This window comes from Bacillus luti (assembly GCF_001884105.1).
GTDB lineage: Bacteria > Bacillota > Bacilli > Bacillales > Bacillaceae_G > Bacillus_A > Bacillus_A luti.
The window spans coordinates 1-19460 of record NZ_MACI01000085.1 but is presented as its reverse complement, the minus strand read 5'-3'; the positions used below and the strand labels follow the sequence as shown (position 1 = coordinate 19460).

At 36.8% G+C, this 19460-nt stretch carries 25 protein-coding genes; 20 read left to right on the top strand and 5 right to left on the bottom strand.

Annotation, left to right across the window (positions count from 1 at the left end):
• Nucleotides 1–245: 245 nt before the first annotated feature.
• The 4 genes from BAQ48_RS21170 (at nucleotide 246) to BAQ48_RS21155 (ending at nucleotide 4151) form a co-directional block, all read left to right on the top strand.
• Nucleotides 246–2246, top strand: a complete 2001-nt coding sequence (locus BAQ48_RS21170; RefSeq protein WP_071712715.1) for a methyl-accepting chemotaxis protein — start codon at nucleotides 246–248, stop codon at nucleotides 2244–2246.
• 77 nt (nucleotides 2247–2323) lie between these two features.
• Complete coding sequence (locus BAQ48_RS21165) at nucleotides 2324–2626, top strand: MTH1187 family thiamine-binding protein (RefSeq protein WP_001018860.1); 303 nt, start codon at nucleotides 2324–2326, stop codon at nucleotides 2624–2626.
• Between the two features lie 49 nt (nucleotides 2627–2675).
• Nucleotides 2676–2921 (top strand): YusU family protein, encoded by a 246-nt coding sequence (locus BAQ48_RS21160; protein ID WP_001290597.1) that lies wholly within the window; start codon nucleotides 2676–2678, stop codon nucleotides 2919–2921.
• A 312-nt stretch (nucleotides 2922–3233) separates the two neighbouring features.
• The gene (locus BAQ48_RS21155; RefSeq protein WP_071712714.1) at nucleotides 3234–4151 is read left to right on the top strand and encodes a proline dehydrogenase family protein; all 918 of its coding nucleotides are present in this window, start codon (nucleotides 3234–3236) and stop codon (nucleotides 4149–4151) included.
• 22 nt (nucleotides 4152–4173) lie between these two features.
• On the opposite strand, the gene BAQ48_RS21150 is transcribed toward BAQ48_RS21155, so the two are convergent.
• Nucleotides 4174–5013 carry a D-alanyl-D-alanine carboxypeptidase family protein gene (locus BAQ48_RS21150; RefSeq protein WP_071712713.1) on the bottom strand — a complete coding sequence of 280 codons (840 nt, stop codon included), beginning with the start codon at nucleotides 5011–5013 and terminating at the stop codon, nucleotides 4174–4176.
• An 87-nt stretch (nucleotides 5014–5100) separates the two neighbouring features.
• The gene (locus tag BAQ48_RS21145) at nucleotides 5101–5247 is read right to left on the bottom strand and encodes a YuzL family protein (protein ID WP_001096344.1); all 147 of its coding nucleotides are present in this window, start codon (nucleotides 5245–5247) and stop codon (nucleotides 5101–5103) included.
• A 237-nt stretch (nucleotides 5248–5484) separates the two neighbouring features.
• Between BAQ48_RS21145 and BAQ48_RS21140 the strand changes: the two genes are divergently transcribed.
• The 7 genes from BAQ48_RS21140 (at nucleotide 5485) to BAQ48_RS21115 (ending at nucleotide 12485) form a co-directional block, all read left to right on the top strand.
• Complete coding sequence (locus tag BAQ48_RS21140; RefSeq protein WP_071712712.1) at nucleotides 5485–7866, top strand: 3-hydroxyacyl-CoA dehydrogenase/enoyl-CoA hydratase family protein; 2382 nt, start codon at nucleotides 5485–5487, stop codon at nucleotides 7864–7866.
• A 21-nt stretch (nucleotides 7867–7887) separates the two neighbouring features.
• Entirely contained in the window at nucleotides 7888–9060 is a 1173-nt protein-coding gene (locus BAQ48_RS21135; protein ID WP_001206342.1) for an acetyl-CoA C-acetyltransferase, read from the top strand.
• 11 nt (nucleotides 9061–9071) lie between these two features.
• Nucleotides 9072–9206: a hypothetical protein gene (locus BAQ48_RS28430; RefSeq protein ID WP_278248847.1), complete on the top strand. Its 135-nt coding sequence runs from the start codon at nucleotides 9072–9074 to the stop codon at nucleotides 9204–9206.
• 72 nt (nucleotides 9207–9278) lie between these two features.
• Nucleotides 9279–11063 (top strand): acyl-CoA dehydrogenase family protein, encoded by a 1785-nt coding sequence (locus tag BAQ48_RS21130; RefSeq protein ID WP_000416298.1) that lies wholly within the window; start codon nucleotides 9279–9281, stop codon nucleotides 11061–11063.
• A 129-nt stretch (nucleotides 11064–11192) separates the two neighbouring features.
• Entirely contained in the window at nucleotides 11193–11420 is a 228-nt protein-coding gene (locus tag BAQ48_RS21125) for a helix-turn-helix transcriptional regulator (RefSeq protein ID WP_000813846.1), read from the top strand.
• A complete protein-coding gene (locus BAQ48_RS21120) occupies nucleotides 11417–11704 on the top strand; it encodes a DUF2178 domain-containing protein (RefSeq protein WP_071712711.1) in 288 nt (95 codons plus the stop codon). The genes BAQ48_RS21125 and BAQ48_RS21120 overlap by 4 nt, the downstream gene beginning before the upstream one ends.
• Nucleotides 11705–11765: 61 nt before the next feature.
• Entirely contained in the window at nucleotides 11766–12485 is a 720-nt protein-coding gene (locus BAQ48_RS21115; RefSeq protein ID WP_071712710.1) for an MBL fold metallo-hydrolase, read from the top strand.
• 187 nt (nucleotides 12486–12672) lie between these two features.
• Here the strand turns inward: BAQ48_RS21115 and BAQ48_RS21110 are convergent, their stop codons facing one another.
• Complete coding sequence (locus BAQ48_RS21110; protein WP_071712709.1) at nucleotides 12673–12912, bottom strand: hypothetical protein; 240 nt, start codon at nucleotides 12910–12912, stop codon at nucleotides 12673–12675.
• 222 nt (nucleotides 12913–13134) lie between these two features.
• On the opposite strand from BAQ48_RS21110, the gene BAQ48_RS21105 reads away from it, so the two are divergent.
• The 4 genes from BAQ48_RS21105 (at nucleotide 13135) to BAQ48_RS21090 (ending at nucleotide 15817) form a co-directional block, all read left to right on the top strand.
• On the top strand, nucleotides 13135–13320 hold the full coding sequence (locus BAQ48_RS21105) for a hypothetical protein (RefSeq protein ID WP_071712708.1): 186 nt from the start codon (nucleotides 13135–13137) through the stop codon (nucleotides 13318–13320).
• Between the two features lie 13 nt (nucleotides 13321–13333).
• Nucleotides 13334–13582 (top strand): spore coat protein, encoded by a 249-nt coding sequence (locus BAQ48_RS21100; RefSeq protein WP_001002992.1) that lies wholly within the window; start codon nucleotides 13334–13336, stop codon nucleotides 13580–13582.
• A gap of 248 nt (nucleotides 13583–13830) precedes the next feature.
• Nucleotides 13831–14781, top strand: coding sequence for an L-lactate dehydrogenase (locus BAQ48_RS21095; RefSeq protein ID WP_071712739.1), 951 nt, complete (start codon nucleotides 13831–13833; stop codon nucleotides 14779–14781).
• Between the two features lie 22 nt (nucleotides 14782–14803).
• Nucleotides 14804–15817: a PTS sugar transporter subunit IIC gene (locus BAQ48_RS21090; RefSeq protein WP_000666163.1), complete on the top strand. Its 1014-nt coding sequence runs from the start codon at nucleotides 14804–14806 to the stop codon at nucleotides 15815–15817.
• Between the two features lie 66 nt (nucleotides 15818–15883).
• On the opposite strand, the gene BAQ48_RS21085 is transcribed toward BAQ48_RS21090, so the two are convergent.
• The gene (locus BAQ48_RS21085) at nucleotides 15884–16531 is read right to left on the bottom strand and encodes a phosphatase PAP2 family protein (protein ID WP_071712707.1); all 648 of its coding nucleotides are present in this window, start codon (nucleotides 16529–16531) and stop codon (nucleotides 15884–15886) included.
• Between the two features lie 146 nt (nucleotides 16532–16677).
• Between BAQ48_RS21085 and BAQ48_RS21080 the strand changes: the two genes are divergently transcribed.
• The 3 genes from BAQ48_RS21080 to gcvH all read left to right on the top strand — a co-directional run bounded on the left by BAQ48_RS21080 (nucleotide 16678) and on the right by gcvH (nucleotide 18496).
• Entirely contained in the window at nucleotides 16678–17205 is a 528-nt protein-coding gene (locus BAQ48_RS21080; protein WP_071712706.1) for a hypothetical protein, read from the top strand.
• 500 nt (nucleotides 17206–17705) lie between these two features.
• Nucleotides 17706–18071: an arsenate reductase family protein gene (locus BAQ48_RS21075; protein WP_002129756.1), complete on the top strand. Its 366-nt coding sequence runs from the start codon at nucleotides 17706–17708 to the stop codon at nucleotides 18069–18071.
• A 41-nt stretch (nucleotides 18072–18112) separates the two neighbouring features.
• Nucleotides 18113–18496: a glycine cleavage system protein GcvH gene (gene gcvH / locus BAQ48_RS21070; protein WP_000026898.1), complete on the top strand. Its 384-nt coding sequence runs from the start codon at nucleotides 18113–18115 to the stop codon at nucleotides 18494–18496.
• Nucleotides 18497–18597: 101 nt separating this feature from the next.
• On the opposite strand, the gene BAQ48_RS28030 is transcribed toward gcvH, so the two are convergent.
• On the bottom strand, nucleotides 18598–18747 hold the full coding sequence (locus BAQ48_RS28030) for a hypothetical protein (protein WP_165613807.1): 150 nt from the start codon (nucleotides 18745–18747) through the stop codon (nucleotides 18598–18600).
• A gap of 67 nt (nucleotides 18748–18814) precedes the next feature.
• Here BAQ48_RS28030 and BAQ48_RS21065 point away from each other — a divergent pair, with 67 nt between their 5' ends.
• Entirely contained in the window at nucleotides 18815–19159 is a 345-nt protein-coding gene (locus BAQ48_RS21065; protein WP_000640869.1) for a toprim domain-containing protein, read from the top strand.
• A 3-nt stretch (nucleotides 19160–19162) separates the two neighbouring features.
• The coding region (locus tag BAQ48_RS21060) for a thioredoxin family protein (RefSeq protein WP_084064973.1) at nucleotides 19163–19460 on the top strand (298 nt) is incomplete at its 3' end.

The window sequence follows — 19460 nt, the reverse complement described above, 5'->3', positions numbered from 1 at the left end:
TAACTGCCTGTAAATGTCCGATTGGTGAAGGCTAATAATCAGTGGGGATGAACAAAACCCCACTGATTAAAGTTTCACTTTATATAGCTTAAGAATAATGAACTATTTGTTTTTGCACAAGTGGTAGTAGGTGTTCTGTTCAAATTGAGATGAGAATTAATTTCAATTTTTTATATCTATCCATTATACTTAATATAATGATTAATATGATTACATTACAACGAGAAGGGGATGCATGGGGGAAGATGTTGAGAAGTTTACGGTTAAAAATTGCAGTAGTATTTTCGGTACTGATTTCTATGATGTTTGTCATACTAGGTACAACAATGTATCAATTACAGAAAGAGAAGGAAGTGCGCTCCTTAGACCAGTATTCTCAAAATACGATGGATCTTGTGACAGAGCAACTTACGGGATTTGTTCAAAGAATTGATGAAGATATGGGATATTATGCGAACAGTGAAATGGTTCGCAATATGATTCAAGACGGGGTAACTCCGGAAGAGGAAGCATTTTTAACGAAAGAGTTTTTGGAATATAAAAAGAATCATCCTGGTATTTTAGATTTATATATAGGTACGAAAGATAAAAAGACATTGAGTGCTAGTATTGCTGACGGTGGGCAAGTGCCAGAAGGATACGATCCAACGACAAGACCATGGTATAAAGATTCAGAGGCTGATGTGAAAAAAGTTCATTGGGGCCAACCCTTATACGAAATTACAACAGGTAAGCTAAGTGTAGGAGTTTCTAAAGCAATTACAGCGCAAGATGGATCTGTATTAGGTGTTGTTGCGATGGATGTATCACTTGGGACGATTCAGAAGTTGCTTCATAATATTCAATACAGTAACAACGGCGAAATGTTTATTGTAAATGATAAAAATATGGCTCTTGTGTATCCGGAAAAAGTGGGGAAAGATATTTCTAAAGAACCGCTTATGAAGAGTTTAAATAAAGATGTAACAAAATTTGCTGAAACGACAGTAAAGGGTGAAGATGTAGTCGTTTATAGCCAATCATTTGATGCGATGAAATGGAAAATCGGTATTTTTTATCCGAAGCAAACAATTGATGAGTTATTAAACAGTACGAGAAATACAGTCATTATAATGGCATGTATTAGCTTATTAGTTGGAATTATAGCTTCATATTTATTCTCAAGAAGATTAGCAAGACCACTGCAACTATTAACGGATCACGTTCAAAAAGTAGCGGAAGGAGATTTAACGCTGCAAATGAAAGTGACGAGTAAAGATGAGGTTGGGGAGCTAACGAACCATTTTAATCGTATGGTTGAGCAAATGAATGAAATGGTAAGTAAAATTAAAAACAGCGTATCGACGGTACAACAATCAACGAATAATCTACATTATTTAACGAATGAAACTGTAGCGGCTAGTAGAGAAGTTTCTGGTGCAATGGATGATGTAAGCGGGGGAGCATCTACTCTTGCGAATAGTGTAGATGAAGTTTCAGCACAACTTGAGAACATGGCGCAGTCAGTGGAGCAAATGAATAGCTCCGTTGGTGAAATAAAAGGAGTGGCTAGCAAAGCAGAATCGGCATCTAAACAAGGATTACACACGATGAAGAATTTAGTTCGTACAAGGGGAGAATCTTCTTCAATTGTTGTTCATACAGAAGAAGCATCTGGCAGGTTAGAGCAAAGAGTCGGATCGATTCAAAATGTTGTAGAACTTATAAAAGGTATTTCTGATCAAACGAATTTGTTAGCTTTAAATGCGTCAATTGAAGCAGCGCGTGCGGGTGAGCAAGGTAAGGGCTTTGCGGTTGTTGCTGAAGAAGTTCGAAAATTAGCGGAGCAATCAAAAGTGGCAACAGGAGAAATTGCAACGATGATCGGGGATGTACAATTAGAAGTAAAACGAGTTGTAGAAGTTGTAAGTAAGTTGAAAGATATTGCAGATACACAAAATAAAGTGACGACAGAGGCAGAAACGGAATTCCGCACAATTATGTCAGTAGTAAATACGATTAGTACTTCAGTTGAGAACATTGTAGAAGAAGTACATAATATAGGTCATGAGCAAGGAGAAATTACAGAGGTAATGCAAACAATTGCTGGTACGAGTCAAGAAAGTGCAGCTGTTTCTGAAGAGGTAAATGCAGCGACTGAGTCACAGGTTAACCATCTAGAAAAGGTAGCTCACACGATGGAAAGTTTGACAGAGCATATGCGCGATTTAGAAAGACTGGTTGAGCAATTTAAAGTAGAGGAATAACTTATTATTAAAATGATAAAGATTTTGGTAAAATAGACAATGGATATATAAGAAGCGAATATAGGAGGCAAGTTACTATGGCAATTGTTGACGTATCGATTATTCCAGTAGGAACAGGTAATCCAAGTGTTAGTGAGTATGTAGCAGAAGTACAAAAGGTGCTAGAGAAAAATGCAGATCGCGTGAAGTATCAATTAACACCGATGAATACAATTATTGAAGGAGATCTTCCTGTCATTCTAGAAGTTATTCAACAAATGCATGAAGTGCCATATACGAAAGGCGCACAGCGTGTTGCGACAACAATTCGTATCGATGATCGCCGTGATAAAGTAAGCACAATGGAGAAGAAATTAAACTCTGTTCGATCAAAATTATAAGAAAAAGCAGCGATATTCGCTGCTTTTTTCATATAGGAGGTAAATAAAGATGAGTGAAAAGTTTAACGAGCAATTTGATGGGTTGTTAGAGAAATACACGGAATTATTACTTGGAGAGAGCAATGAAGAGAGAAAAGAACAGGTGCAGAAGTGGGCGCTTTATTCTTACATTGCGAAGACGATGCCAGCTTTAGTGAAACATTGGAATGAGACGTATCCTGATGCAAAAGAAGAGATGGTACAGCTAATTACGAATATTAAAAAGTTGAATGAAGAGAAGCGAAATGAGCAGTGAGAAAACCTAGAGGTGAATGTTACCTCAAGTTTTTTTAATTAATATCCTTGTATAATTTACATGGAATATAAAGGGTTTTATAGGCATGTCGAATATTTTCGGCATGCCTATTTTGGTCCTAGTAAACCCGTTTTTTCTAAATGTCGAAAAATATTTCCTTCATATTTACAAGCGAGAATATAGGTTTTTAAATGTTTTTATAGTATTTTATAAATTATCTAAATAATTATTTGTATCAAATAATTTTAAAGAATGATATAATTTTGAAGAGGGGTAAAAAACAGATAAAGTACAGTCATAGGGGTGAATTACATGGAACAATTAATGCGAAATTCGTTTCTTTTCTTATCTAAAAATAAAGCGCTAACAAAACTGGCTAAAAAGTACGGTTTGCGCTTTGGTGCAGGTCGCTTCGTCGCAGGGGAGACGATTGAATTAGCGACAGCTGCTATTCAACAATTAAATAAGCAAGGTCTTTGTGTAACAATCGATTATTTAGGGGAATTCGTTGATAATGAAGCAGAAGCAAATGAAATGGCTAACCAATCGATTGAAGCGATCCGTGCAATTGGAAGAGAAGGTCTTGATTCGCAGCTTTCTTTAAAAATGACTTCTATGGGATTAGATATCTCTGATGAAATCGTAATGAACAATATGCGCCGTATTTTAGAAGCTGCAAAAGAAAATGGTGTGTTTGTTACCATTGATATGGAAGACTATACACGCTGCGGGAAAACAATTGATATCTTTAAACAATTAAAATCTGAATACGATAATATTGGTACTGTTATTCAAGCTTACCTATACCGTACAGAAAAAGATATTGAGGACTTGAACGCTTATAACCCTAATTTACGTCTTGTAAAAGGGGCTTATAAAGAACCTGAAGAAGTGGCGTTCCCGGACAAGAAAGATGTAGATGACAATTACAAAAAAATTATTAAAATGCACTTATTAAATGGAAATTATACTGCAATTGCTTCACATGACGAAGCGATTATTGAATATACAAAAAAACTTGCCGAAGAACACAATATTTCAAGGGATCAATTTGAATTCCAAATGTTATTTGGTATTCGTACAGAGCGTCAACTTGAGCTAGTAAAAGAAGGCTATAAAATGCGTGTGTACGTGCCTTATGGAAACGACTGGTATGGCTATTTCATGCGTCGTCTAGCAGAGCGTCCAGCAAATGTTGCGTTCGTATTAAAAGGTATGATCAAAAAATAACCAAGGAGACTATACTCCTTGGTTATTTTAATTGCTGAAATGCGTAATGTGCCATTTTCTTCGTATCAGGATATAGTTGCGTGCGAGTAGAAGATAATACGACGTTAATGACGCGTTTTCCATCTTTTTCATCCACGGTTACGACCGTATATTTTCCGAGTGCCGATAGACCGCTTTTACTTCCAATCGCATATGGATCGTCATAGAGTTCTTCTCGTCCATAGTTTGCGATGTTTGGAGAGCGTTCTGAAGTATGTAGAGTTGTACGTGTCGAATTCATATATTCTAAAACAACTGGGTACTTTAATGCTTCTTTCGTAATAATAGCAATATCATATGGTGATACTTTATTTCCAAGTGCATCAGCACCACTTGCGTTTTTGAAAGTCGCATGTTTTGTACCAAGTTCCTTCGCTCTTTCATTCATCATTTTCACAAATTCATTTTTTGATCCTGCGATATGTTCTGCAATTGACTCAGCTATCGGATCTGCACTAATGATAAGCATAAGTTTTAATGCCTCATCACGCTTTAATTTCTCACCAGCACGTAGTTTAATCTTCTTACTTTGACTTTCTGTTTTAATCGCATTTTCTGTAATTGTAATTTCTTCATCTTCTTTTACATTCTCTAGTAAGAGAAGCGTTGTCATCATTTTGGCTATACTAGCCGGATAAGAGCGTTCGTCTTCGCGTTTCCCATACAAAATTTCACCTGTGTCTGCATCGATTGTAATTCCGTATTGCCCAGTAATACTAGGTTGATCAGCTCTTACAGCTTGTTGTCTGTGTGCATAAGAGAAGAAAATCATTCCTGTAAATAGTGTAGCAATCATTACAATCATAACTATTGTTCGCTTCATTATAATTCCCTCATTTGTTACAAATAAATTGGGCAGAAAAAGCAGCCATTACCCATTATGCCACGTTCTCTGCCCAAAAATATAGCGTTATTTTTCGCCCATATTATGTTTCTTATATTGTTGATTATTACCTTGACGGCCTTTTTCTACACCGTGATTATGCGGACCTGCATTTCCAGTTACGCTTGCTGCGCTAATTCCAGCCTTTGAAGGGTTCTTCTTAAGTTTTGCCATATATATTCCTCCAGTTTCGTCAGATTATAAAAAGGAAAAGTGCATTTGAATGAAGAAAATACACATGTATAGCATAGCCAAATGAAAGAAAAGTATTTATTTCAGAAAATTTTATAAATAAATATATTGCGAAAATTCAAACGTTATCATATATTTATTAGTAGAGGCTCACTCATTGATTGCGACTTATGTCGAAAAATTGAATGAGCATTCATTCAAGAATAGGGGGAGAATTGGATGTTCCAAATTAAAAAGGCTGCTGTTCTAGGGTCAGGCGTAATGGGTTCAGGAATTGCGGCACACTTAGCTAATATTGGTATTCCGACATTATTGCTTGATATTGTACCACCTGCGCTTACGAAAGAAGAGGAAGCGAAGGGACTTACATTAGAACATAAAAGTGTGAGAAATCGTTTTAGTAATACGGCTGTGCAGAAACTAGTAAAGCAAAAACCAGCTCCTCTGACAGTGAAAGGGAATTTAACACTGATTGAAGCAGGTAACTTAGAAGATGATCTTGAGCGTCTTGCTGATGTAGATTGGATTATTGAAGTAGTAGTTGAAAACTTAGATATTAAAAAGAAACTATTTGAAAAAGTAGATGCTGTTCGTAAACCGGGTTCTATCGTAAGCTCGAATACGTCAGGCATTTCAGTTGAAAAAATGGCAGAAGGTCGTTCAGACGACTTCCAGAAACACTTCTTAGGCACACACTTTTTTAACCCACCACGATATTTAAAACTTCTAGAGGTAATACCGACGAAAGAAACAGATCCACAAGTATTAAGTTTCATGAAACTATTTGGCGAAGACGTTCTTGGAAAAGGCGTTGTTATCGCAAAAGATACACCAAACTTTATTGGAAACCGCATCGGTACGTACGGTTTACTTGTAACTCTTCAAGAGATGATAAAACGCGGCTACAGCATTGGGGAAGTTGATTCTGTAACAGGTCCATTAATTGGTCGTCCGAAGAGTGCAACGTTCCGTACATTAGATGTTGTCGGTTTAGATACATTCGTACATGTTGCAAATAACGTATATGAAAACGTACAAGAAGAAGAGCGTGATGTATTTAAAGTACCTGCTTTTATGCATGACATGCTTGATAAAAAATGGCTTGGAAGTAAAACAGGTCAAGGTTTCTTCTTAAAGCAAGGAAAAGAAATTTTAGAATTAAATCCAGAAACGATGGAGTACGAAGCTCGTAAAAAATTGAAAGCTGCATCGATCGAGTTAAGCAAACAAGAAAAAGGTTTATCGAATAAATTGAAAGCGCTTGTATACGCGAAAGACCGCGCAGGAGAGTTGTTATGGAACATCATTACACCAACTCTTTTATACTCTGCAAAACTTCATAAAGAAATTGCTGACGATATCGTTGCAATTGACCAAGCGATGAAGTGGGGCTTCGGCTGGGAGCAAGGACCGTTTGAAGTTTGGGATGCAATTGGTGTTGAAAAATCCGTTCAAAAGATGGAAGAAAACGGCGCAGTTGTTCCGACTTGGGTGACAGAAATGTTAGAGAAAGGTTTCACTACTTTCTACAAACATGATAACGGCGATAGCTACTATTACGATAATGGCGAATATAAGTTAATCGAACGTAATAAAAAGGCAATTTCTCTTAAACAATTAAAAGCGAAAAATGGCGTATTAAAGAAAAATAGCGGAGCGAGCTTAATTGATTTAGGCGACGGCATCCTTTGCTTGGAATTCCATTCGAAGAGCAATGCAATCGGTATGGATATTACGCAAATGATTAACTACGCTGTTGATGAAGTAGAAAAGAATTATAAGGGTCTTGTTATCGGTAACCAATCGAAGAACTTCTGCGTTGGTGCGAACCTAGCAATGATCTTAATGGAAGCACAAGATGATAACTACTTTGAAATTGAGTGGGTTGTGAAAAACTTCCAAGATGCAATGACGAAAATTAAGTACTCTTCTAAGCCAGTTGTAGCAGCACCATATGGTATGACACTTGGCGGAGGTACAGAAGTATGTTTACCAGCAGCAAGCATTCAAGCTTCTAGTGAAACGTATATGGGCTTAGTAGAAGTTGGTGTTGGCTTAATCCCTGGCGGAGGCGGTAATAAAGAGCTATACATTAAACACTTAAATAAAATGCCAAACGGTGTAGAGTTTGATCTGCAAAAAATTGCGAATAAAGTATTCGAATCTGTAGCGATGGCGAAAGTTTCTACATCAGCACAAGAAGCTGTATCGAACAACTTCTTAGGCGATAAAGATGGTATTAGTGTGAATGGTGATCACTTACTATATGATGCGAAGCAGAAAGCACTTTCTTTATATGAAGCGGGTTATAAAGCGCCGATTCGCAAAAAGATACCAGTTGTTGGTGAAACAGGCTATGCAACGCTTGTACTTGGTGCAGAAGCAATGCATTTATCAGGTTACATTTCTGAACATGATCTTCACATTGCGAAGAAACTTGCATATGTCATTGCAGGCGGAAAAGTGCCGTACGGAACAGAAGTTGATGAGCAGTATTTATTAGATGTAGAACGTGAAGCATTTATTAGCTTAGTAAGTGAGATGAAATCACAAGCAAGAATGCAGCACATGCTTGTAAAAGGAAAGCCATTACGTAACTAATAACGAGGGGAGATATCGTTCATGAGAGAAGCTGTCATTGTTGCGGGAGCAAGAACACCAATTGGAAAAGCAAAGAGGGGTTCATTAAAAACAGTTCGTCCTGACGATCTAGGGGCGTTAGTAGTAAAGGAAACGTTAAAGCGTGCGAATTATGAAGGACCAATCGATGATTTAATCTTCGGTTGTGCGATGCCAGAAGCAGAGCAAGGTTTAAATATGGCTCGTAATATCGGCGGATTAGCAGGACTTTCTTACGATGTTCCAGCTATTACAATTAACCGTTACTGTTCTTCAGGTTTACAAAGTATCGCTTACGGAGCAGAGCGCATTATGCTTGGTCACTCGGAAGCTGTATTATCAGGCGGAGCGGAATCAATGAGTTTAGTTCCGATGATGGGGCACGTTGTTCGTCCGAATAGTCGCCTTGTAGAAGCGGCTCCAGAATATTATATGGGTATGGGACATACAGCAGAGCAAGTTGCTGTGAAATATGGAATTTCTCGTGAAGAGCAAGATGCATTTGCAGTAAGAAGTCATCAACGCGCTGCAAAAGCATTAGCTGCAGGGAACTTTGCTGATGAAACAGTGTCTGTAGATGTAACGTTACGTACTGTTGGATCAAATAACAAACTGCAGGAAGAAACAATCATTTTCGCACAAGACGAAGGTGTAAGAGCAGAAACGACGCTAGACATTTTAGGTAAATTACGTCCAGCATTTAACGTTCGCGGTTCTGTAACAGCTGGTAACTCTTCACAAATGAGTGACGGTGCAGCATCTGTACTATTAATGGATCGTGAAAAAGCAGTGAGTGATGGCATGAAACCACTTGCGAAATTCCGTTCATTTGCAGTAGCTGGCGTACCACCAGAAGTAATGGGAATCGGACCAATCGCTGCAATTCCGAAAGCGTTAAAATTAGCTGGTTTAGAGCTATCTGATATTGGCCTATTCGAACTAAATGAAGCATTCGCTTCACAATCAATTCAAGTTATTCGTGAACTTGGATTAGATGAAGAAAAAGTAAACGTAAACGGCGGTGCAATCGCACTTGGACATCCACTTGGTTGTACAGGAGCAAAACTAACACTATCTCTTATTCACGAAATGAAACGCCGCAACGAACAATTCGGTATCGTAACAATGTGTATCGGCGGCGGAATGGGAGCAGCGGGAGTGTTTGAATTACTATAAAAAAAGTGCAGGTGGCTCGCTCAGAACAGGAAGGGATGAAACGACCGACTGTTCTAGCCGCTGGAACTGGATTAGATAAAAAGTGCAGGTGGCTTGCTCAACGAGGAGACGCCAATGCAAAGAATGGAAGCAACAAAGGTTTATAAAAACAAAAGGGAGAGCTAGCTTCTTTCAAAAAGAGAGAAGCTGCTCATGAAAATATGAAGGAGGAAATTTTCATGGAAAAAACAGTAGGAAGTGCGGTTAAAGGCGGTAGCTTTTTAGTTGATGAGATTACGATTGATCAAGTGTTTACGCCAGAAGATTTTTCATCTGAGCATAAAATGATTGCAAAAACGACAGAGGACTTTATCGTAAATGAAGTTCTTCCAGAGCTTGAATATTTAGAGCAACATGAATTTGATCGTTCAGTTCGTCTTTTAAAAGAGGCTGGTGAACTTGGTTTATTAGGCGCTGACGTACCAGAAGAGTACGGCGGAATTGGCCTTGATAAAGTAAGCTCAGCGTTAATCGCAGAGAAATTCTCTCGCGCTGGTGGCTTTGCAATTACTCACGGTGCTCACGTAGGTATCGGATCGTTACCAATCGTATTATTCGGTAACGAAGAGCAAAAGAAAAAGTATTTACCATTACTTGCAACTGGTGAAAAATTAGCTGCATACGCATTAACAGAGCCAGGTTCAGGATCTGATGCATTAGGTGCAAAAACAACTGCACGTTTAAATGCAGAAGGTACACATTACGTATTAAACGGTGAAAAACAATGGATTACAAACTCTGCATTCGCTGACGTATTTATCGTGTACGCAAAAATTGATGGAGAGCACTTCTCAGCATTTATCGTAGAGAAAGAATACGCTGGTGTATCTACAAGCCCAGAAGAGAAGAAGATGGGTATTAAATGTTCTTCAACTCGTACGTTAATTTTAGAAGATGCATTAGTGCCGAAAGAAAACTTACTTGGTGAAATCGGTAAAGGTCATATTATCGCATTCAACATTTTAAATATCGGCCGTTACAAATTAGGTGTTGGTACAGTTGGATCTGCGAAACGTGCAGTAGAAATTTCAGCACAATATGCAAACCAACGTCAACAGTTCAAACAACCGATCGCTCGCTTCCCATTAATTCAAGAGAAGCTTGCGAATATGGCAGCAAAAACATATGCAGCTGAAAGCTCTGTATACCGTACAGTAGGTTTATTCGAAAGCCGCATGAGCACATTATCTGAAGAAGAAGTAAAAGATGGTAAAGCAGTAGCAGCTTCTATCGCTGAATATGCAATCGAGTGCTCTTTAAATAAAGTATTCGGTTCTGAAGTACTAGATTATACAGTAGATGAAGGTGTTCAAATTCACGGTGGTTACGGATTTATGGCAGAGTACGAGATTGAAAGAATGTACCGCGATTCTCGTATTAACCGTATTTTCGAAGGAACGAACGAAATTAACCGCCTAATCGTACCAGGTACGTTCTTACGTAAAGCGATGAAAGGTGAATTACCACTTCTTCAAAAAGCACAAAAATTACAAGAAGAGTTAATGATGATGATGCCAGAAGAAGTAGGCGATGAGCCATTAGCACTTCAAAAATATTTAGTAACTAACGCGAAGAAAATCGGCTTAATGGTAGCTGGATTAGCTGCTCAAAAATACGGTAAAGCATTAGATAAAGAGCAAGAAATTCTTGTGAATATCGCTGACATCGTAAGTAACCTATACGCAATGGAGTCAGCTGTTCTTCGTACAGAAAAAGCAATTAAAACGACTGGTCTTGAAAAGAATAAACAAAAAGTGTTATACACTGAAGTATTCTGCCAAGAAGCATTCAACGAAATTGAAGCAGATGCGAAAGAAACACTTATCGCAGTTGAAAATGGCGACATGCTGCGCATGATGTTATCATCATTACGTAAATTAACACGCCACACACCACTTAACGTAATTCCGAAGAAACGTGAAATCGCTGCGAAAATTTTAGAAGATGAGCGTTACACAGTTTAATAGATGAAAGAGAACCAGTAGCCTTGTGGCTGCTGGTTTTTTATCTTTATCGATGTTAAAAATAGTTTACATGATGTTAAAAATAAATTACAATCAAAATATAGAAAATAATGTAAAAAAGGAGAGGTTATGAAACAGAGCGGAACGTTACAAAATAATCTCGTTGTACTAAGGGCAGAAAAACGCTGGTCACAAACTGATTTAGCGAACCAAGCTGGGGTAAGTAGACAAACAATAGCTTCAATTGAAGCGAATCGTTACAATCCATCTTTAATTTTAGCTTTTGAAATTGCACGTATTTTAGGTAAGGAGTTTCATGAAGTTTTTCAATATAAGATAGAGGGGGAAACGGAATGAGTATTGTAGTGGGGATAATAATCTCAGTAGCAGGACTAATAGGTGTTTTATATTCAACACGTTTTCAAAAGAGTGAGGGGGAAGACGAAAGAGGCGAGCATATTACAGGGAATGCAGCTAAAATTTCGTTATTTGTATTTTTATTTCTATATTTAATCATCTTTTTAATTGGGAATCTATATTCGTTGACAGGCGAACAGTATAAATTAGCAAATGCGTTTTTATTAGCAGGGGTACTTTGTTCTTACGCTTTAACTATCGTAGTTTTGAAAAGAAAATATTAAATGGAAAAGGGCTGTATTACATATGTATGTGTAAACAGCTTTTTTTATGGAGGTAAAGAGGATGCAGTTAATAAGAGTAGGAACAGTTCATCAAATCGCGTTTTTCCCGCATCTATTTCCGATTAACTGTTATTTCATTGAAGAAGAAAGAGGATTAACTTTAATAGATGCGGCTTTGCCATTTTGTGCAAAGAAGATTTTAGAATTAGCTCGAAAAATAGGAAAGCCGATTACGAATATCGTTATTACACATGCGCATGATGATCATATAGGAGCGCTCGATGCTATAAAACAAGTGCTGCCGGATGTTCCGGTCTATATTTCTAAAAGAGATGCTTGTTTACTTGAAGGAGATAAGGCACTGCAAGAGGGAGAACGAAACACACCAATAAAAGTGGGAGTGTCAAAACAGATAAATACAATCCCAGATATTCTTCTTCAAGAGGGAGATAAAATTGGTTCTCTTGTAGCGATTGCAGCTCCAGGTCATACGCCGGGATCAATGGCATTTTTAGATACGAGAAATGATGCACTCATTGTAGGAGACGCATTTCAAACGAGAGGAGGAGTAGCGGTTGCAGGACAAATAAAGTGGCTGTTTCCGTTTCCTGTGTTTGGCACTTGGGATGCAGAAGTTGCGTTAACAAGCGCCAAAAAGTTGCTGAAATATGAGCCGACTATATTGGCGACAGGGCATGGGAAAATGATGAAAGATCCATTCGTGCAAATGCAACGGGCGATTGAAGAAGCAAAGCAGAATTTAAGTAGAAAGAGCCTCTAAATCAGTAGAGGCTCTTTTTTGTTAGATGATATTACTTTGTGGGTTTTAAGTATGTGTATATCGCTAATAGGAAACTGAAAAACATAAATATAAAAGGATCTTGGCTTTGGTTAGGGTTATAAGTTTCTTGGGTTTTTGTAAGAAATTCGTGGGTTTTCATGTTCAGTGCTCCTTTGTTATGTAGAGTTTATAAAAGGGTATTTTTAATTAAACTGATACTTACTAATAGAGTTGCACTAATAAATATTAAGAAAAACATAGTGTTGCGATTTTTATAATTGTTAAGTGCTATAAATAGAAAACAAATGAGAAATAATATGTGTAAAGGTATAGAAGTGAATAGTGGTTTTACAGTTAATACATCAATTACAAGTTTTACATATAAGATTGCATACACAATAAAGAAGATACCTTTAAATTTTTGCATAAGCACACCTTCTTACTATGATTTGTTTGTTAAGTATGTAGGATCATAAGGGGATATTTTAAAGAAATGTATTTTTATGTAATTGTAACATTTTTATGTTTTTATAAATAGATGCGATTGGTTTTAGTATGAAGGAAATGTAAGAAAGTTTTTTTTATGAATACGATTGAAAAAGAATCAAATAATAAATGGTGAATGAAAGAAGAAAGGTAGGAGTATTCTATGCAAAATTTAACAGAGCTTGAAGTAGAGAACTTACGTCATTTAATTGGTGGACACGCAACAGTTATTAACAAGTTAGAGCAGTATGCACAGGCTTGTACAGATCCACAGTTGAAACAAATGCTACAAAAGGATGCACAAGATGCAAGAAATACGAAACAACAATTAATGACTTTCTTAGGATAGGAGGAAGCGAAAGATGAATGAAAAAGATATGGTAAATGATTATTTAGCAGGATTAAATGCAAGTTTAACAAGTTATGCAAATTATATTTCTCAGTCTGATAATGAACAATTACATCAAACATTAATTCAAATTCGTAATCAAGATGAGATGCGCCAACGTAATATGTATGAGTACGCGAAGCAAAAGAGTTATTATAAGCCAGCAGCACCTGCGAATCCGATGATTGTGCAGCAATTGAAAAGTCAATTAAGTGCGGAATAATGGAGATGAAAAAAACGAGCGAATATGGATTCGCTCGTTTTATTTTTTTGCATGTCAATAAATATATAATAAATATTTTTCCAGTTGTAACAAATATGACGAAAATGGAATATAACAATTCACAAAAAGGACAAATGCTTTGTTCAATATTTCACAAAGTATCCATGGTTTCTATCGTCGTAATCTCTATAATTAAGAGTGTAAAGAAGAAAAGAAATAGATTATATGATCAATTAGGAGAGATTGCTATGAAAAGAAATACAAGAAAAATTGCAATTATCGGTACTGGATTAGTTGGATCAAGTTGTGCGTATTCCATTGTAAATCAAGGGATTTGCGAAGAGCTATTATTAATTGATATAAATCATGAACGTGCAGTTGGGGAAGCGATGGATTTATCACATTGCATTAACTTTACAAATACAAGAACAAAAGTATATGCAGGAAACTATGAAGACTGCAAAGATATGGACATTGTTATTATTACAGCAGGACCAGCACCAAAGCCTGGACAAAGTCGTTTAGATACTTTAGGAGCAAGTGCAAAGATTATGGAAAGCATTGTTGGCGGTGTCATGGAAAGTGGATTTGACGGTATTTTCTTAATCGCATCGAACCCAGTTGATATTATTACATATCAAGTGTGGAAATTATCAGGATTACCTAGAAATCGTGTAATTGGTACAGGTACATCACTAGATTCTTCTCGCTTAAGAACAATTTTATCTGAAATGTTACATGTAGATCCTCGTAGCATTCATGGGTATTCACTAGGAGAGCATGGGGATTCTCAAATGGTTGCTTGGTCACATGTAACTGTTGGAGGAAAGCCAGTTCTGCAAATTTTAGAAGAGAAAAAAGAACGTTTCGGTGAAATAGATTTAGATGAGATTGTTGAGAAGACTGCAAAAGCTGGATGGGAAATTTATAAACGAAAAGGTACTACTTATTACGGAATCGGAAATTCTCTAGCATATATTGCAAGCTCAATCTTTAATGATGATTACCGTGTAATTGCTGTATCAGCTATTTTAGATGGTGAGTACGGTGAATATGACATTTGTACAGGGGTGCCAGCTATTATTACTAGAGATGGTATGAAAGAAGTTGTACAACTAAATTTAACAGAGGATGAAGAATCTCGATTCGCAAAATCAAACGATATTTTACGTGAGTATATGAAAACAATTGGTTACTAACTTATAGGAGAAGGTGAAACAAATGAAGGAATATATAATGTCTCGTGTATTTAAAGCATCTGCTGGAATTGCGCAAGGTATTTTCGTATCCCTCGGAATTGGTTTACTGATCGAAAATATAGGAAGAATTGTTGATATCCCATTACTGATTACAATCGGAGTTGTTGCAAAATCACTTATGGCACCAGCCATTGGAGCCGGGATTGCTTTTATGCTCGGTGCAAACGGTCTTGTTATCTTCTCAGCGATGGTAGCTGGAGCGATTGGTGCCGGATCTATTTCAATTACTGAAGCTGGTTTAATCATTAAAACAGGTGAGCCAATTGGAGCGTTATTAACAGCAACTTTAGCTGTATATATTGGTAAACGTTTAAGCGGAAAAACTGCTTTAGATATGATGCTCGTTCCATTTGCAGCAATATTAGGTTCTGGTTTAGTCGGTATTTGGTTAGCACAAAATATTAGCCCGGTTTTAAATGCAGTTGGAGCATTTATTAAAGATAGTTCAGCTGGTAGCCCATTCATTGCTTCTATCGTCATTGCAGTAGTTTGGGGACTGTTACTTATCTCTCCAGCTTCATCAGCTGCATTAGCGATAGCGCTTAGCTTAGATGGCGTTGCAGGTGGTGCTGCTCTTGCAGGATGTGTTGCTCAGTTTATCGGATTCTCTGTCATCTCAGCAAAAGAAAATAATTTAGGCGGCATATTAGCTCAGGCCCTTTGTACTCCGAAAGTACAGTTGCCAAACATTACTAAAAATCCAATGATTCTCGTCCCAACTGTCGTCGCCAGCGCCATAGTTGGCCCAGTATCCGCATTAATTTTCCAGCTAGAAGCAGGGAAAGAAATTGCAGGTCTTGGATTAAGTTCTCTTATCGCACCAATTAATTTAATTTCCAGCCAAGGATGGGAAGTTGTCCCAGCGATGGTAATCACTTATATCATCATTCCAGTAGCTGTTTCTTATATACTTTACATTGCTCTTAAAAAAGCAGGTCGTATTCATTCTGGTGATATGACTGTACCGCAATCTTAAATTGAAAATCTCCTTAATAATAGATAAAAGCAGACTGAAGAAGCCACAGTCTGCTTTTTTGTTACGTTACATTTTATGATTTTGTTTTATTGGAACCCTTATTGGTTCTTTTGCTAACAATAGCTGAACACCGAAGTAAAGTACGCTTGCCAGCGTCATTCCAGAAAGAGCATCTATAAATGCATGTTGCTTCGTAAATAACGTTGATAAAATGATCAGTGTACCGAAGAAAGTAAGAATATAATATTCAAAAGCATGCTGTTCTCTACGTTTAAAGGCAGCTAGCATAATTACAAATGTAGTAAGGACGTGAATGCTAGGGAAACAGTTGACCGGTTGGTCGATACTATAAATATAGCGAACTAGTTCGGAAAACACGTCTGTTCCAACAACTGTTGGACGCGGTACTGTTGTTTGCCAAAAATAATAAACAGAAAAACAAGCAAGTTTGCCAAGAATGATACTACTTAAAGTCACGTAATATTGCTTTCGATCAGCAAAACAATAATAAATAAGTGCACCGTATAAGTATGGGAACCAAAGTAAATAAGGAATAATAAATGCTTTTACAAATGGAATCCAATCATCTACTACTGTTGTGACGTCTACTGCGTGAACAGTTGATTTATTTAATACATCGTAAAGGGGACTTACGAGTACGAGTAGAAGTATATAACTTAACGGAAGAAAAGATGAAAGTTTAAATTTCTTCATGACAATCTCCTATGTTTTTTAGTAATGTAAGTAAATTCAATTGATTATAATATAGAAACGCGAATGGGGCTATCGATTTTACTTACATTTTCTTGAACTAATCTTACGTTTTTGTCACTTGACTTAAAAGAAGGAGAGGGTGCTAAATGAAGCGTTTATCGTATTTCTTAATTTTTATATTGTTATGCCTAGTCGGTGCTGGGTGTGCCAAAGATAATGAAGGAGAGAAATTAGAATATAACGGGAGAGCACTCGTGATTGGAGTTGTTGGCGAAAAGCCGAAAGATACGTTTAGGAATGTAAAGTTTGAGAAAATAAAGCTAGAGGAACTGGAAAAGAAATCTAAGGAAGTGGACGGTTTTCTAATAATGAAAGATCACTTTCAAGAAGCCTCAACAGAGCAGTATAAAAATGTGTTTTCATCGCTAAAGAAACCAGTGTTTTTTATTGGTTTACAAGATAAATCATATTCAATTTTTATTACAAAAAATATAGAATATGACAGTGCACAAAAAGATGTAAATGCTATGTATACGCAAGGTTTTGCAAATATCGGAAGTGGTGAAGGGCAACAATGGGCAGTTGGTTTATCAAATGGTGGAAATACAGAAGAAAGTATTCATAATATGTATATTGTAGTATTTCAAACAATTGCAGATTATTTAAGTCGATGATGAAGGAGCCTGTCAAAGGGCCCTTTTTTATTTTTAATCAAACGTTTGTTTAAGGTGTATGTTCGGTAAGAAGGAATCAGTGCATATCAAAGTAAAAGAAGAAAAATAGGGAATTAATCAAACGTTTGTTTAAGATGTATGTTCGGTAGGGAGGCATCAATGCAGCTGAAAGGAAACGAAGAAAAAATAGGGAGTTAATCAAACGTTTGTTTAAGATGTATGTTCGGTAGGGAAGAATCGAGGCAGTTTAAAGTAAAAGAAGAAAAATAGGAAATTAATCAAACGTTTGTTTAAGATATGTGTTCGGTGCAGCTGGCGAGAAGAATATAAAAAAATATATAATTTATTTTTTTCTTACAAATGGCGGAAAAATAAGAAAAATTCGCAGGATTATTAAAATTTATCACGAAATAAGTAAAAGTTTAGCGAATAATCGTTTGAAATAATAAAACGTTTTCTATATGATAAAGGTAAAGGTTAGTAAAAAAGTAGGTGAATTTATGACAGTAACATTTTATTCATATCCAAAGTGTGGCACATGTCAAAAGGCAAAGAAATGGTTTGAGGCAAACGATGTAGCATATGAGATGATTCATATTGTTGAAAATCCACCGTCAAAAGAAGATTTACGTAATTTACATGAAAAAAGTGAGTTACCATTAAAAAAATTCTTTAATACAAGTGGAATGCGTTACCGCGAGCTTGGTCTGAAAGATAAGTTAAAAGATGCAAGTGAAGACGAAATGTACGAACTTTTAGCATCTGATGGCATGTTGATTAAACGTCCAATCGTAACAGATGGAACGAGTGTAACACTTGGTTTTAACGAAGAGCAGTTTGAAAGTGTGTGGAAAAAGTACCAATAAGGTATTTTTACATAATTAATACATTCACTGGAGGTACAGTCATGAGCATTCCAAATAATTTACGTTACTCTGAAGAACACGAATGGGTAAAAACTGAAGGTAATGAAGTTGTTATCGGTATTACTCACTTTGCACAAGGTGAGTTAGGCGATATCGTATTCGTTGAACTTCCTGAAGTAGGTGCAACAATCCAAGCTGACGAGCCATTCGGAAGCGTAGAATCTGTTAAAACAGTTTCTGAGTTATACGCACCTGTAAGCGGTAAAGTTGTAGCAGTAAACGAAGAATTAAGTGACCAACCAGAACTTGTTAACGAATCTCCATACGAGGGTGCATGGATGGTTAAAGTTGAACTTTCTGATGCAAGCCAAGTTGAGAAGTTATTAACTGCAGAAAAATATGCAGAAATGACAAACCAAGACTAATTATAGTCGACTGAAGGACAGCCTTTGTGCTGTCCTTTTTTATTTTGTGTAAAATAATGAACGTAGAATCATATACTAATTATCGTGTAGGAGAACGCTTTTTATTGTCCAGCTTCAGCGGCTGGATTGTTCGGTGGCTTCGCTTCTTCCTGCAAGGCAAAAAGCGCCTTTACGTCAGAAGCTCCATCCCCCTCACAATCTGAACAAGCCGCTTGCGCTTTTCTTTTGCAAAAATAAACAGGAAACAACATGAAAATAACGAATATACTATATACTAAGTTAAAGGTTGTATAGTATATGGTGATCGGGTGATGACATATGATTTATGTAGAAAAAGTCATTATTGTAGAAGGTACATCAGATAGAAGAAAGATTGAATCTATTATTCGTGAACCGGTGGAAATTGTTTGTACAAATGGTACAATTGGTTTGTCGAAAATGGATGAGCTCGTTGATCAGTTTTTTGATAAGGAAGTGTATGTGCTAGTGGATGCTGATGATGCTGGAGAAAAGTTAAGGAAACAATTTCGAAAAGAATTTCCGCAAGCAGAGCATATTTATATCGATCGCTCATACCGAGAAGTGGCAACTGCGCCGTCTTCACACTTAGCAAATGTATTATGGGGAGCTGACATTGACGTCTATACAGAATATTTACGGTAAGGAATGATAGAAGTGATTGACTGGACAGGAGCCGAGGCTACAGCCCTAATAGAGAACGAAGAAAAAACAGTGTTATATGTATATACTCCGATGTGTGGAACATGCCAATTAGCAAAAAAGATGTTAACGGTTGTTGAGATGACAATTGAGGATCTGAAAATTGGAATGTTAGATTTGAATTTTGCTCCGCATTTAGCGAAAGAGTATGGAATCGAAAGTGTACCGTGTTTACTTGTTTTTGAAAATGGGACACTCATGAAGAAGATATATGCATTTCATTCGGTTGAATATTTATATACGG